The organism is Variovorax sp. GW460-12-1-14-LB1 (assembly GCF_059423605.1).
In genome coordinates this window covers 12,810-27,158 of the sequence record NZ_JBWKYF010000039.1, presented here as the reverse complement: position 1 = coordinate 27,158, position 14,349 = coordinate 12,810, and the positions used below count along the sequence as shown (strand labels likewise).

The following is a 14,349-nucleotide window of genomic DNA, read 5'->3' as shown; positions in this document are numbered from 1 at the left end:
GGAAGAGAAGACGTGGTGCTCAGACGCGCTCGATCACCAGCGCGGTCGACTGCCCCGCCGCAGCGCACAGCGTGACCAGGCCCAGGCCCGCGTCACGCCGCTCCAGCTCGTCGAGCAGCGTGCCCGTGAGGATCGCGCCGGTCGCGCCCAGCGGGTGGCCCAGCGCGATGGCGCCGCCGTTCACGTTGATGCGCGCGGGGTCGATGTCGAAGTGGCGCGCATAGCGCATCGGCACCACCGAGAAGGCCTCGTTCACCTCGAACAGGTCAATGTCGCCGATGCTCAGGCCGCAGCGCGCCAGCAGGCGCTCGGTGGCGGGCATCGGGCCGCCCAGGCTCAGCAGCGGCTCGTCGGCGCACGAGGCGCTGCCGACGATGCGCGCACGCGGCGTCAAGCCGTTGCGCGTGCCGTAGTCGCGGTTGCCCAGCAGCACCGCGCAGGCGCCGTCGACGATGCCGCTCGAATTGCCGCCCGTGTGGATCGGCGCGATGTGCGAGAGCTGCGGGTAGCGCTGCAGCAGGATCGCTTCGTAGCCCTGCGCGGCCACGCCGGCAAACGCCGGCTTGAGCTTGGCGAGGTCGGCCATCGTGGTGCCGGGGCGGTTGGCCTCGTCCTTCGCGAGCACGGTGCGGCCGAGTCGGTCGCGCACGGGCACGAGCGAGCGGTCGAAGCGGCCCTCGGCCTGTGCCACGGCGGCGCGGCGCTGGCTTTCGACAGCGTAGGCATCGACCGCCTCGCGGTCCACGCCGTCGAGCATGGCCATGAGGTCGGCCGCCACGCCGTTGGGGATGTAGGGGTAGCGCTGGCCCACGGCGGGGTCGGTGTAGACCGCGCCGCCGTCGCTGCCGATGGTCACGCGCGACATCGACTCCACGCCGCCGCCGATCACCGCGTCGGCCTGGCCCGAGGCCACGAGGCCGAAACCCATCTTCAGCGTGTCGAGCGCCGAGGTGCAGAAGCGGTTGAGCTGGAAGCCCACCACGCTGTCGCCGTAGCCCGCCGACAGCAGCGCGACGCGCGCGATGTCGGCGCCCTGCTCGCCCACCGGCATCACCACGCCCAGGCCCACGTCCTCGATCTGCGTGGGGTCGAGTGCATGGCGTTCGCGCAGCGCCTGCAGCACCTGCGTGGCCAGCTGCACCGGCGTGATGGGGTGCAGCGCACCGTCGGCGCGCCCCTTGCCGCGCGGCGTGCGCACGTGGTCGTAGATGAAAACGTCGTCGGTCATGGGCAGGGCACTGCCCGGGTGCGCAAGGCCACCGGATGCAGGGGAATTCAGTTTGTCTGCGGCCAGTTTAGGAAGCAGAATCGGTTGCCGGAATCGTCGGAAGCGACGGAATTTCCAGGCACTCACTCCCCCTTCGCGATGCCTGCTCCAGCCCCCGTTCCCCCTTCTTCGCTCCGGATTCTCGAGACCAAGCTGAACCCGCCGGCCTTCGTGGCCACGCAGGTGCCGCGCACCGCCATCAGCGAAGAGATCGCGGCCGCGACCGTCAAGCTCGTGCTGGTGCGCGCGCCCGCCGGCTTCGGCAAGACCACCGCCATGGCACAGATCCGCGAACGCATGGACGCGCAGGGCATCGCCACCGCCTGGCTCACGCTCGACCGCGCCGACAACGACGTGTCGCGCTTTCTCAACTGCCTGGCCGAGGCCGTGCAGCGCATCGGCGTGGACGAGCCCGCAAGCCACGCGCCCTTCGACGCCGTGGCCGCGCTGGCCGCGCACGACTCGCCCTTTACGCTGTTCCTGGACGACTTCGAGGTGGTGCAGGAGCCCGCCGTGCTGGGCCTCGTGCGCGAGCTGGTGGAGCACCTGCCGCGGCGCGGGCAGATCGTGATCGGCTCGCGCAGCCTGCCCGACCTGGGCCTGGGCCGGCTGCGCGCGCGCGGCCAGCTCATCGAGATCGACACCGACCGCCTGCGCTTCTCGCTGGAAGAAACCAGCGCCTTCATCGGCCTGCGCCAGGCGCATGCGCCGCACGCCGCCGCGCAGCCGCCGCAGGCGCTGCCGGCCGACCTGCTCTCGCAGCTGCACCGCAAGACCGAAGGCTGGGTGGCGGCCATCTGGCTGGCGTCGATGGCGCTGGAGCGGCACGGCATCGAGACCGGCTTCATCGAGCGCTTCTCTGGCTCCGACCGCGCCGTGGCCGACTACCTGGCCGAAGACGTGCTCGCGCACCAGCCGCCCGAGATCCACGACTTTCTGCTGCGCACGAGCATCCTGCGCCAGCTCGACGCCTCGGTGTGCCAGGCGCTCAACCCGCGCGGCGACAGCGCCGTCATCCTGGAGCAGCTGGCCGCCGCCAACCTGTTCCTCACGCCCGTGAGCGGCGATGCTGGCGGCGAGGTGCGCGCGTGGCGCTACCACAGCCTCTTTGCCGACTTCCTGCGTGCGCAGCTGGCGCGCGAGCGGCCCGGCGAACTCGCGCGGCTGCACCTCGCGGCCTCGGGCTGGTACGAATCGCACGGCCGGCCCGTGCCCGCCATCGACCACGCCATCGAGGGAGGCGACCATCCGCACGCGCTCACGCTGCTCGACAGCTACGCCGAGCAGTTCCTCGAACAGGGCCGCATGCGCATGCTGGCGCGCTGGTTCTCGGCCATTCCCGAACATCAGCTGCGCGAGCACCCGTTCCTGCAGCTCATCGCGCTGTGGGCCACCTGCTTCACGCACGGCCCGTGGGACGCCATGCGGCTGCTCGAACAGTCGGGCTGCCTCGACAGCCCCATTCCCGAGGTGCGCGCCAACGCCCACACGCTCATTCCGCTGCTGCTGGCCATGGAAGACCAGCACGACGCCGCGTATGAAGCCGGCCGCAAAAGCCTCGCGCGCCTGCCCACCGGCCTGGCCTTTGCCGAGGGCGTGCTGCTCAACGCGATGGCGCACATCCTCGCGGTGCGCGGCGACCAGCGCGAGGCGCAGCGCCTGCTCGAGGCCGCGCGGCGCGAGCAGGGCAACAGCACCTTCAACCGCATGTACACCGAGTCGCTGGCGGGCCTGTTCGACCTCACCGAAGGCCGGCTGCGCCAGGCCACCGCGCGGCTGCGCATGGCGGTCGACTCCACGCATGCCGTGTCGTACAACCACAGCCACGGCAACGCCTGGGCCGGCGTGCTGTACGCGGGCGCCGTGTACGAGACCAACCAGCTGGTGCAGGCCGAGCACCTGCTGAACGTGTACCTGCCGCTGGCGCGCGACGTGGGCCTGCCCGACCACATGATCCTGAGCCACGTCATGCGCTCGCGCATCGCGTTCCACGCGGGCGACATCGACGCCGCGTTCCAGGCGCTGACCGAACTCGAATACCTGGGCCACCACCGCCAGCTGCCGCGCGTGGTCGCGGGCGCCAAGCTGGAGCGCGCCCACATGCTGCTGCTGCAGGGCAACGGCCCCGCCTCGCGCGACGAGCTGCAGCGCGCCGACGATCCCGAGCTGTGGGAGCGCGAGCGCCGCCAGCGCCTGCCCGCGCACGACCTCGACTACCTCGCGCTGGCGCGGGCGCGCTGGGACATCGCCTTCGGCGACGCGCGCGCGGCCCTCACCGTGCTCGACGCCGAGCTGCACGCCGCCGTGGCCGCCAACCGCAACCGCCGCGCGCTCAAGCTGCGCGTGCTGCGCGCACTGGCACTGCAGCGCGCGGGCGACCTCGCCACCGCCATCGAAGAGATCGGCGCCGTGCTGCAGGCCGCGAGCCAGGAAGGCTTCGTGCGGCTGATCCTCGACGAAGGCCCGGCCGTGGGCACGCTGGTGCACCGCTATGCCGCCGCCATGCAGCAAGAAGCGGGTGCCGTGGCGCCCGTGCTGCGCAGCGACCCGATCCTGGCCGACTACCTGCAGCGGCTGCTGCAGGTGCTGGGCCCGCCGCCGTCGCCGATCGACGCCGAGGCCCCCTCGGGCGACGCCACCAAGGAGCCGCTCACGCGCAAGGAGATCCGCGTGCTGCAGCTCCTGGCCGAGGGCTATTCGAACAACGCCATGGGCGAAAAGCTGTTCGTGTCCGAGAGCACGGTGCGCACGCACCTGCGCAACATCCACATGAAGCTGGGCGCCAAGCGGCGCACGGAGGCTGTGGCGATTGCGCGCAAGCTCGGCGTGATCCGCTAGCCCAAAAAAAAGGGCCCGCCCGCCGACACATGGCAGACGGGCCCAAACCCTCGCCTTTCGTCAGAACGACACGTTCAGATTCGCCTTCACCGACTGGTCGCGCGCCTTGCCGCCGAACTGGCCGCCATACGACACGCCGAAGGTCGCGCGCGGAGAGAACGCGAAGTCCAGGCCGAGTTGCAGCACCGCCGCGTTCTTCGCCACCGCCACGCCCGCAATGTCCGAGAAGCCGGTGGCGCCCGGCAGCGCAACGCTGGTGAACGGCGTCAGGTCGCCGTAGGCGCGGCGCCAGCCGACCATGCCCTTGAGCGTGGCATCGACGCTGCCCAGGCGCACCGCGGTCGATGCGCGCAGGCCCAGCGTCGACAGCCCAACGTTCGCGCTGCCGCTGCGCGCCTGCAGCGCCGCCCATGTGCCGCGCTCCGAGAACGCGTCGGTGTGCAGCGTGACGTGCGCGAGGTTGGCGAAGGGCTCCAGTGCCACGTCGCCGGCCGCCAGGCTGTAGCCCACTTCGCCGAAGACCTGCGTGGTCGATGCGTCGTGGTTGCTCTTGAGCGAATCCGACAGGCCCGCCACGCGCGCCTGGCGCGTGGTGTCCACGTCGTGCCGCGCGTAAGCTGCGCCGGCGCGCAGGGCCCACGGGCCGAGCGTGGTGCCGCCGTACAGGCCCAGGTGGTAGCTGGTGGCATCGCCCGAGGACGAGCGCGCGTCCACGTCGAACTTGCTGCGGCTGTAGCCGCCGGCGACGCCCAGGCGCACGTTGTCGCCCACGCGCGCGTCGCCGCCCATCAGCAGGCCGTCGACCGAGCGATCGAGCCGCGCGGCGTTGCCGTCGTCGCGCGCACGGCCGGTCGAGTGCAGGGCCTGGCTCCAGAAGACCGTCTCGCCCGTGGTCGGGGCGGCCATGTGCGACTGGCCGGTGCCGTCGTTGACCTTGACCGGCGCCGTGGACGCGCCCGCCGTGCCGGCCGACGCGCGCAGGCGGTCCATCGCGGCCTCGCGCACGAAGCGGCTGTCTTCGATGAGCGCTGTCTTCGCGGAGGCATGCACTTCACCCGACAGGCTGTCGAAGGCCGTGCGCGCGGCCGGTACGCTCTCCAGCTGCAGCGCGGCAGCCAGCGCCGGGCTCCATGCGGCCGCGCCATCGAGGTTCACACCCATCGCACGCTGGTTGCCCGACTGCGCGACCGACGCGAACGACACGCTGTTGCGCATGGCTTCCGTGTAGACCTGCGTCGCGGTGTAGCCCAGCTTCGGCGAGAGAAAGAGGTAGTCCTTGGCCACGCTGAAGTCGGCGAAGGTGCCGCTCACGCCGCCCTCGGCGTTGAGCAGCGTGTAGCGCGTGCCGAGGTTGTAGCCGCCGAGCACGCGCACCGTGCCGCCCTCGAGCGTGGCCTGCCCGCTGACGTCGAGCCGGTCGGCCTGCGCGTCGGTGCCGCTCAGTTCGGCCTCGAAAGTCGAGCCCGGCGCGAAGCGTGCATTGCCGGCCACGTGCAGCGTGCCGATGGAGTTGCCCGGCGCCACGACACCGCCGGTGGCGACGGTCGTGCTGCCGACCGTGCCGGTGCCCTGCAAACGCCCGCCCGACAGCACGGCCATCGTGCCGCCCAGCGTGCCGTTGACCGACAGCATGCCCTGCGCCACCGAGGTCTTGCCGGTGAAGCCGCCCGAGTCGCCAGTGAGCTCGAAGCTGCCCGCGCCCGCCTTCACGAGGCCGCCACTGCCGCTGAAGCGGCCCGCGAACTGCGTCGAACGGTCGTTGCCGCCGGTGGTCAGCGTGCCGGTGCCCACGGCCACATCGCCCGCGCCGGCCAGCGAGCCGATGGTCGCGTCGAAGCCGTTGAGGTCGAGCCTGGCCTTGCCGGCCACCGTGAACGCACTGGCGTTCGACAGGCCGGTGGCCGAGCCCGCGCGCAGCGTGCCGCCCTGGACCCAGGTCGCGCCGCTGTAGCTGTTGGCGCCGCTCAAGGTGGTGACGCCTTCGCCGGTCGTGCCGCCCGTGGTGCGCAGGTCGCCCGCGCCGGTGATGTTGTAGGCGAAGTCGTAGGCGTCGCCGCGGTCGATGGCGAAGCTGGCGCCCGCGTCGATGGCCACGTGGCTGGTGATGGAACCGGTGGTGCCGCCCTCGCCCAGCGCGAGCTCGCCGGCCTGGATGCGCGTGTCGCCCGAGTAGGTGTTGGTGCCCGTGAGCACCAGCCGCCCGGCGCCGGCCTTCACGAGGCTGCCGCGGTAGTCTTCGTCGGTCTTGCTGCGCAGGTGGGTCAGGCGGTCCCAGTCGACGTTGATCGCTCTTGCCCTGTCCTCGACAGTCGTCATGATTTCTTCCGCCGGAATCACCATGTACGGAGGGAGTTCGGTCCACAGGGGGTCTCCGGGCCCGGCCAGTCGGCGCAGGCTCTCGAATATCTCGGCGGTGCCCCTCGCGAGCGGGTTGGCCTTCGCTGCGGCCAGGGCGTCGGCAAAGTCACCACCCGACAACATGGCCGTGCGCAGCGCCTGAAGCAGCGCGACGGCCTCATCACCCAGGGGCTTGAAGGCGTCCGGGGCAATCGGCCCCTTCACGAGCGCACCCAGGCGCACGATCTCGGCGGCTTCTTCCTGCTTGCGCTGGACCAGCCCCGTTTCCGAGATGTCGTTGCGCCACGTGTCGGCCGTGCCGCCGGGCATGTCGATGACCATGCGCTTGAGCAGCTGGCCCGGCCCCTTCATGGCGTTCTCGAGGTTGACGAGGCCCCAGCCGATCACCGCGTCGGGCGCCGCCTGACGCGTGCCGTCGAGCTTCGTGGCCGTGGTGAGCAGCACCTGCAACGCCTGCTCGTTGGTCATGTACGGAAAGCGCTCCATGATGATGCCCAGGGCTCCGGTGGCATGCGGCGCCGCCATCGAGGTGCCGCTGTAGGCCGCATAGGCCCCGTCGAACACCGTGCTCATGATGTTGGCACCCGGGGTGGCCACGCACCAGTACTTGGCGATGCCGCACTTGTTGAGGGAGCTGTGCTGCTGGTAGCCCGTTTTTGTCTGATTGGTCCCCGTCACCGTCAACCAATGCCCCTCCACGTCGGGCCTGAAATACGGCAGCGCCCCGCGCGCCGCCGGATTGGCCTGCCCCTGGTTGTCGGCGGCGAACACCTGGATGACCCCTTCCTTGCCATCGGCCTGGGGCTTCGTGGCGTCGATCGCGGCGTCGACCCAGGACGGCCCGCGCAGGTACTGCAGGTAGTCGGCGGTGACCGCGTTCTGTGTGCTGAAATTCCGATTGCTCGGATTGCCCCAGCTGTTGTTGATGACCCGCACGCCCGCGTCGCGCATGCCCTGGTAGAGATTGCGGAAGTTCTCGGTGGTGGCGTGGCGGTAGCTGTCCGGACTCAACCCGGCACTCGACTTCAGCGCGTCGGGCGCATTGGTGTTGCCCACGAACACGTTGGCATTGAATGCCACGCCGTGCATGTTGTTCTTGATGTCCTGCCCGTCCCGGCTGGCGCCCACGGTGCCGGACACGTGGGTGCCGTGGAAACCGTAACCCGCGTCCTTGCCATTGAGCACGGAGCCATCCGCCGCGAACTCGCTGTACGCCCCGTTGGACGTCGCCGTCACCAGCGCCGTGAAGCGCGTGAGTGGCAGCTCGCGTGTGTGGCGCACATCGAACCCCGAGTCGATCACGCCCAGCTTCACGCCCTTGCCGGTGAAGCCCGCCGCGTAGGCGTACTCGGTCTTCATCGCCCCGAGCCCCCAGTCGGCCAGGAACTCCTTCGTGCGCCAGCTGGCCGGGTCGCCGATCATGCCGGGGTCGCCCGGATAGGCCTGTGCACCGGCCGCGGTGGCCAGCATCGAACCCAGCACGCACACGGCGGCGCGGGCCACGGCCCTGCGCTTGAACTTCGGTGATCTCGTCATGACGGAACGAACCCTCTCTGTCTTGGTATGGAATGAAAAGACCGTCGCCCTGCCGGTGAAGCCACGTCGTGAAGACGTCGCGCACGGGCCGGTTAACGGTCGTTAAATTCTGGAAAGAGGGGTCGTTCTTTGTGATCTCGTCGGTGCTTGTTCCGATACTTTGGAATCCAGACGCTGGAGTTTTTCCCTAGGTTGCGGCGCTTCAGGCCGCCAGCCGCTGCCGCTTGTCCTGCGCGTCGCGCCCCGCGATGTGCTCGCGCGCGCGCTTCCAGTCCTCGTCCTGCCATTGCGACATGCGCGAGAAATTCCCGCCCGTGGCCTGGAACTGCGCGCCGTCGATGGCGATGGTCTGGCCGTTGACGTACTCCGAGCCCGGGCCGAGCAGGTAGGCCGCGAGGTTGGCCAGCTCGGGCATGCGGCCGTTGCGCTCCATCGGGTTGCGTTCGGCCTTGTGCTCGCCGCCGCCGGGGTTCAGGCGCGCGCTCATGCCCTCGGTGGGGAACAGGCCCGGCGCGATGGCGTTGAAGCGGATGCCGCGCCCGGCCCACTCGACGGCGAGCGACTGCGTCATGGCGTGCAGCCCGGCTTTCGACATGGCCGAAGGCACGGTGAAGGGCGAGCCGTTCCACACCCAGGTCGTGAGGATCGACAGCACCGACGCGGCCTTGCCTTCGGCGAGCCAGCGCTTGCCGCATTCGAGCGTCATGCAGAAGCTGCCGCGAAAGACGATGCTCGAGATGGCGTCGAAGGCGCGCGGCGACAGGTCTTCGGTACGGCTCACGAAGTTGCCCGCGGCGTTGTTGACCAGGCCGTCGAGCGCGCCACCGTCGGCCCAGATTTCATCGAGCATCTCGGTGATCTGCGTGTCGTGGCGGATGTCGCAGGTCTTGGGCGTCACGCGCCCGCCGTGCAGGTGCATCAGCTCGGCCGCGGTTTCTTCGAGCACGGGCGCGCGGCGCCCGCAGATGTACACATGGGCGCCAAGCAGCAGCAGCGCCTCGCTCATCACGCGGCCCAGGCCGCTGCCGCCGCCGGTCACGAGGTAGCGGCGGCCGGCCAGCAGGCCGGGCTTGAACATCAGGTCGTCGAGGGTCATGGGAATCCTTGTGTGCGGTCCGTTGAAATTCGGAATGAAGCTCAGCGCCCCGTGTAGACGGGCGCGCGCTTCTCGAGGAAGGCGCTCATGCCTTCGCGGAAATCGCGGGTCTGGGTGCACAGCACCTGGTTGCGGTCTTCCATCGCGATGACCGCTTCCATGCTGCCGGCGTCCACGGCAATACCGAGCGCCTCCTTGGTCAGGCGCAGCGCCACGGGCGTGGCATGGAGCATGTCGTCGGCCAGCGCCTGCGCCTCGACCTGCAACGCGGGCAGCGCATCGACGCGGCTCACGAGGCCCAGCGCGTAGGCGCGCTGCGCGTCCATGAAGCGGCCGGTGAGCATGTACTCGGCCGCGACCGAGCTGCCGACCATGCGCGGCAAAAAGTAGCTCACGCCCACGTCGCAGGCCGACAGGCCGATGCGGATGAAGGCGGCGTTCATGCGCGCGTCGGGCGTGGCCAGGCGCACGTCGGAGGCCAGCGCGAGCGCAAAGCCGCCGCCGCTGGCCGCGCCCTGCACCACGCTGACGATGGGCTGCGGGCAGCGCCGCATGGCCAGCATGATGTCGCGGATGCCCTTCTGCTGTTCGAGCATGTCGGCCACGCCGAGGTCTTCGCCGCCCACCTGCTCCTTCAGGTCGAGCCCGGCGCAGAAGGCGCGGCCCGCGCCCTGCAGCACGACCACGCGCTCGGGGCTGCGCGCACTGAGGCCCTCGAAGTAGTCGCGCAGCGCGCGCACCAGCGCCGGGTCGAGCGCGTTCAGGCGATCGGGGCGGTTCAACGTGAGCCAGGCGACCTCGCCGCGCCGCTCGACCTGGAGCACCTCGTTCATGGCCGTCACAGCGCGCGCGAGATCACTTCTTTCATGATCTCGTTGGTGCCGCCGTAGATGCGCTGCACGCGCCCGTCGGCGTACATGCGCGCCACCATGTACTCGGTCATGAAGCCATAGCCGCCAAAGAGTTGCAGGCACTCGTCGACCACGCGGCCCTGCGTCTCGGAGGCCCAGAGCTTGGCCATGGAGGCGGTGGCGGTGTCGAGCCGGCCGGCCACGAGGTCTTCCACGCAGCGGTCGATGAAGGCGCGGCCGACCTTGATCTGCGTGGCGATCTCGGCCAGCTTGAACTTGGTGTTCTGGAACTCGGCGATCGGCTTGCCGAAGGCCTTGCGGTCGCGCACGTAGTCGAGCGTGGCCTGGTAGGCGCCTTCCATGGTGGCCAGCGCGTTCACGCCGATGATGGTGCGCTCGTACGGCAGGTCGCTCATGAGCTGGAAGAAGCCCTGTCCTTCCTGGCCGCCGAGCAGCGCATCGGCCGGCACGTGCACGTCGTCGAAGAAGAGCTCCGAGGTGTCCTGCGCCTTCATGCCGATCTTGTCGAGCACGCGGCCCACGCGGTAGCCCTCGCAGCCCTCGGTCTCGACGATGAGGATCGAGGTGCCCTTGGCGCCCTGCGTCGGGTCGGTCTTGGCCACGACCAGCACCACGCCCGCGAGAAAGCCGTTGGTGATGAAGGTCTTGGAGCCGCGGATGCGGTAGCTGCCGTCGGGCTGCTTCTCGGCGCGTGTGCGCACGCCCTGCAGGTCGGAGCCGGCGCCGGGCTCGGTCATGGCGATGGCGCCGACCAGCTCGCCGCGCGCCATGCGCGGCAGGTAGCGTTGCTTCTGTTCCTCGGTGCCGTGGTTCAAAAAGTAGTGCGCCACGATGGTGTGCACCGAGCTGGCCATGCCGCTGAGCGCGCGGCGCGCCTTCTCCTCGTAGAACACGGCCTCGTGGCGGAAGTCGCCGCCCGCGCCGCCGTAGGCCTCGGGGATGTCGGAACACAGCAGGCCGAGCGCGCCGGCCTTGCGCCACACCTCGTGGCCGACGTGGCCGCGCTTGCGCGCCTCTTCGTCGTGCGGCACGACTTCGGTCTCGACGAAACGCACGACGTTGTCGCGGTACAGCTCCAGTTCTTCGTCGCTCCACGAGCGGCGGAAATCGATGGGCATGGGGTGTCCTTCAGTGTCTTGGAATGAGGGGAATGGGGTTCAGCCGACACGGCGTTCTTTGCCGGCCCAGAAGGGTTCGCGCAATTGGAATTTCTGCAGCTTGCCGGCGGCCGACAGCGGCAGCGCATCGCGGAACTCCACGCTGCGCGGGCACTTGTAGTTGGCGATCTGGTCGCGGCAATGGGCGATGACGTCGTCGGCCGTGAGCGGCATGCCTTCGCGCAGCACGATCACGGCATGCACGCGCTCGCCCCACTTGTCGTCGGGCACGCCGATGACGGCGGACATCAGCACCTGCGGCATCTGGGCGATGGCGTTCTCGACCTCGGCCGAGTACACGTTCTCGCCGCCGCTCACGATCATGTCCTTCATGCGGTCGACCACGAACAGCAGGCCGTGTTCGTCCATGTAGCCGCCGTCGCCGGTGTGCATCCAGCCGCCGCGCAGCGCGGCCTCGGTCTCGGCGGGCTTGTTCCAGTAACCCTTCATGACCATCGGGCCGCGCGCGACGATCTCGCCGACCTGGCCGGGGGGCAGCTCGTTGTCCTCGCCGTCGACGATGCGGATCTCGGCCACGGGCACCGGCGTGCCGGCCGCGCGCAGCAGGCGGTTGCGGTCGGGGCCGGGCAGGTGGAAGTGCGGCATCAGCACGGCCACGGTGGGCGACAGCTCGGTCATGCCGTAGGCCTGCGAGAAGCTCGTGACCGGCAGCGCGGCCATGGCCTGCTCGAGCAGCGCGGCGTCGATGGGCGCGGCGCCGTACAGCAGCATCTGCAGGCTCGAGAGGTCGAACTCGGCAAAGCGCGGGTGCTCGATCACGCGCTTGATCATGGTGGGCACCAGGAACATCTCGGTGGCGCGCGCGGCCTGGATGGCCTGCAGGATCGCCACCTCGTCGAACATCGGCACCACGTGCTGCGGCACCAGCCGCAGGATGCTCTGCAGCGACAGCCCGCAGCCGGCCACGTGGAACATGGGCACGGCGATGACCACGGCGGCGTTGCGCGTCTCGCGCGGCACCGCGGCCACCGAGCTCAGCGCGTTGATGTAGAGGCTGCCGTGCGTGAGCATCACGCCCTTGGGCCGGCCGGTGGTGCCGCCGGTGTACATGATGGCGGCCAGCTCGTCGGCGCTGTGCGGCGCATCGTCGATCGGCTGCGCGTCGGCCAGCAGCGCCTCGTAGCCGACCATGCCCTCGGGCACGGGACCGTCGCCGCAGTACACCACGGTGCGCAGCGACGTCGAAAGCTTGCGCAGCTCGGCGGCCATGGGCGCGAACAGGTCGTCCACCAGCAGGATGCGCGTGTCGCAGTCGTCCAGCGAGTAGGCGACCTCCTTCGGGTTCCAGCGAATGTTCACCGGGTTGATGACGCCGCCGCCCCACCAGGTGCCGAAGAAGAACTCGACGAAGCGGTGCGAGTTGAGGCTCATCATGCCGACGCGGTCGCCGCGCGCCATGCCGAGCTGCTGCAGCACGGCGCCCAGGCGCGCCACGCGGTCGGTGAGGGTCGCGAAGTCCAGGCGGTGGTTGCCGCAGACCACGGCGGTCTCGCGGGCCTTCTCGCGGCGGCCCTTGTGCAGGGGCTGGGTGAGGAACATGGTGTCGTCTCCTTGGTGGTTTTTTTCGTCAGGCAACCCGACGCGCGTGGCCGGCCCAGTGCGGCTCGCGCAGGCGGTACTTCATGACCTTGCCGGCGCCCGAGATCGGCAGCGCGTCGACGAACGCGACGCTGCGCGGGCACTTGTAGCCGGCGATCAATTCGCGGCAGTGGGCGATGAGCGCCTCGGCATCGGCATCGGTGCCGGGCTTGCGCACCACCACCGCATGCACGGCCTCGCCCCAGCGCTCGTCGGGCACGCCGATGACGGCGGCGGCGGCCACGGCGGGGTGGCGAGCGAGCGCGCCCTCGACCTCGGCGCAGTAGATGTTCTCGCCGCCGCTCACGATCATGTCCTTGTAGCGGTCGACGATGAAGACGAAGCCGTCGTCGTCCATGCGGGCGGCGTCGCCGGTGTGCATCCAGCCGCCCTGCAGCGCAGCGGCCGTCTGCTCGGGCAGGTTCCAGTAGCCCTGCATCACGCACGGGCTGCGCACTGTGAGTTCGCCCACGGTGCCGCGCGGCACCTCGCGGCCGTCGCCGTCGCACACGCGCAGGTCGATGCCCGAGAGCGCCTGCCCGGCCGAGGCCAGCTTGCCGAGCTTGCGGCCTTCGGGCGAGTGGTAGTGGCGCGTGAGGTAGCTCACGCCGGCCGACAGCTCGGTCATGCCGTAGCCCTGCGCGAACTCGGCCTGCGGAAAGGTCGCGAAGGCGCGCTCCAGCAGCGCCTCGGTGATCGGCGAGGCGCCGTAGCCCACGAAGCGCACGCTCGACAGGTCGGCCTGCGCGGTGCGCGGGTCGTCCACCAGCATCTGCAGCATCGCGGGCACGGCCATGAGGTTGGTGGCGCGGTCGCGCTCGATGGCGGCGAGCATGCCGTCCACCGAGAAGCCCGGCAGGATGATCTGCGCACAGCCCATGAGCACGCCGCGCAGCAGGAACGACAGCCCCGCCAGGTGAAAGAGCGGCGCCACCTGCAGCAGCCGCGCGCTGTCGTCGAAGAACGCGCCGAGCATCGACACCTGCGCGTTGATCACCAGCGCCGCGTGGCTGAGCATCACGCCCTTGGGCCGGCCGGTGGTGCCGCCGGTGTAGAACACGCCGGCCAGGTCGTCGCCGCCGCGCAGCGCGTCGGGCACGGGCTCGCTCTCGCGGACCAGCGCTTCGTAATCGGTCATGCCCGCGGGCGCCTGGCGCTCGCCCATGTAGACCCAGGTGGTGACGGCGCGCGCGGCGGCGCGCAGTTCGTCCGCTGTCGCCAGGAACTGGTCGTCCACGAACAGGATGTGCGTCGCGCAGTCGTCGAGGGAGTGCGCCATCTCGGCCACGCTCCAGCGCGTGTTGACCGGGTTGACCACGCCGCCGGCCCACCACACGGCCAGGTAGTACTCCAGCGTGCGGTCGGCGTTGAGCGCGAGCACGCCCACGCGGTCGCCGGGCTGCACGCCCAGGCGGCGCAGCCCGCCCGCCAGGCGCGCGACACGCTCGCCGAGTTCGCCGTACGTGCGCGTGCGGCCCTGGAACACGGTGGCGACGGCGCGCGGGCTGCACTGCATGGCGCGGTGCAGGGCCTGCGTGAGGTACAGCGGCGGTGGCGTGGTGGGCATGGACAAGGCTCCTGTCGGTGCGGTGCGGAAATGCCATGCATGCGCGAACGCGCATGCCC

At 70.3% G+C, this 14,349-nt stretch carries 8 protein-coding genes; 1 reads left to right on the top strand and 7 read right to left on the bottom strand.

The features are described 5' to 3' along the window. Positions 1-19 precede the first annotated feature (19 nt). Complete coding sequence (locus tag AC07Y4_RS19675) at positions 20-1,228, bottom strand: acetyl-CoA C-acetyltransferase (protein ID WP_487850237.1); 1,209 nt, start codon at positions 1,226-1,228, stop codon at positions 20-22. 138 nt (positions 1,229-1,366) lie between these two features. On the opposite strand from AC07Y4_RS19675, the gene AC07Y4_RS19670 reads away from it, so the two are divergent. Further along, complete coding sequence (locus tag AC07Y4_RS19670) at positions 1,367-4,105, top strand: winged helix-turn-helix domain-containing protein (RefSeq protein ID WP_487850238.1); 2,739 nt, start codon at positions 1,367-1,369, stop codon at positions 4,103-4,105. 60 nt (positions 4,106-4,165) lie between these two features. Here AC07Y4_RS19670 and AC07Y4_RS19665 read toward each other — a convergent pair whose 3' ends face one another. The 6 genes from AC07Y4_RS19665 to AC07Y4_RS19640 all read right to left on the bottom strand — a co-directional run bounded on the left by AC07Y4_RS19665 (position 4,166) and on the right by AC07Y4_RS19640 (position 14,290). Further along, the gene (locus tag AC07Y4_RS19665) at positions 4,166-7,999 is read right to left on the bottom strand and encodes an autotransporter domain-containing protein (protein WP_487850239.1); all 3,834 of its coding nucleotides are present in this window, start codon (positions 7,997-7,999) and stop codon (positions 4,166-4,168) included. Positions 8,000-8,201: 202 nt separating this feature from the next. Next, positions 8,202-9,095, bottom strand: coding sequence for an SDR family oxidoreductase (locus tag AC07Y4_RS19660; RefSeq protein ID WP_095746851.1), 894 nt, complete (start codon positions 9,093-9,095; stop codon positions 8,202-8,204). Between the two features lie 41 nt (positions 9,096-9,136). Continuing rightward, positions 9,137-9,928 (bottom strand): enoyl-CoA hydratase/isomerase family protein, encoded by a 792-nt coding sequence (locus AC07Y4_RS19655; protein ID WP_487850240.1) that lies wholly within the window; start codon positions 9,926-9,928, stop codon positions 9,137-9,139. Positions 9,929-9,933: 5 nt separating this feature from the next. Next, on the bottom strand, positions 9,934-11,085 hold the full coding sequence (locus AC07Y4_RS19650) for an acyl-CoA dehydrogenase family protein (protein ID WP_095947975.1): 1,152 nt from the start codon (positions 11,083-11,085) through the stop codon (positions 9,934-9,936). A 39-nt stretch (positions 11,086-11,124) separates the two neighbouring features. Next, entirely contained in the window at positions 11,125-12,684 is a 1,560-nt protein-coding gene (locus tag AC07Y4_RS19645; protein ID WP_487850241.1) for a long-chain-fatty-acid--CoA ligase, read from the bottom strand. Between the two features lie 28 nt (positions 12,685-12,712). Continuing rightward, on the bottom strand, positions 12,713-14,290 hold the full coding sequence (locus AC07Y4_RS19640) for an acyl-CoA synthetase (protein ID WP_487850242.1): 1,578 nt from the start codon (positions 14,288-14,290) through the stop codon (positions 12,713-12,715). Positions 14,291-14,349 lie beyond the last annotated feature (59 nt).

Excerpts from the sequence above, each read along its gene's own strand:
- AC07Y4_RS19670 (WP_487850238.1), top strand. The coding sequence starts at position 1,367 with ATGCCTGCTCCAGCCCCCGTTCCCCCTTCTTCGCTCCGGATTCTCGAG.
- AC07Y4_RS19675 (WP_487850237.1), bottom strand. The coding sequence starts at position 1,228 with ATGACCGACGACGTTTTCATCTACGACCACGTGCGCACGCCGCGCGGC.
- AC07Y4_RS19645 (WP_487850241.1), bottom strand. The coding sequence starts at position 12,684 with ATGTTCCTCACCCAGCCCCTGCACAAGGGCCGCCGCGAGAAGGCCCGC.
- AC07Y4_RS19655 (WP_487850240.1), bottom strand. The coding sequence starts at position 9,928 with ATGAACGAGGTGCTCCAGGTCGAGCGGCGCGGCGAGGTCGCCTGGCTC.
- AC07Y4_RS19650 (WP_095947975.1), bottom strand. The coding sequence starts at position 11,085 with ATGCCCATCGATTTCCGCCGCTCGTGGAGCGACGAAGAACTGGAGCTG.
- AC07Y4_RS19665 (WP_487850239.1), bottom strand. The coding sequence starts at position 7,999 with ATGACGAGATCACCGAAGTTCAAGCGCAGGGCCGTGGCCCGCGCCGCC.
- AC07Y4_RS19660 (WP_095746851.1), bottom strand. The coding sequence starts at position 9,095 with ATGACCCTCGACGACCTGATGTTCAAGCCCGGCCTGCTGGCCGGCCGC.
- AC07Y4_RS19640 (WP_487850242.1), bottom strand. The coding sequence starts at position 14,290 with ATGCCCACCACGCCACCGCCGCTGTACCTCACGCAGGCCCTGCACCGC.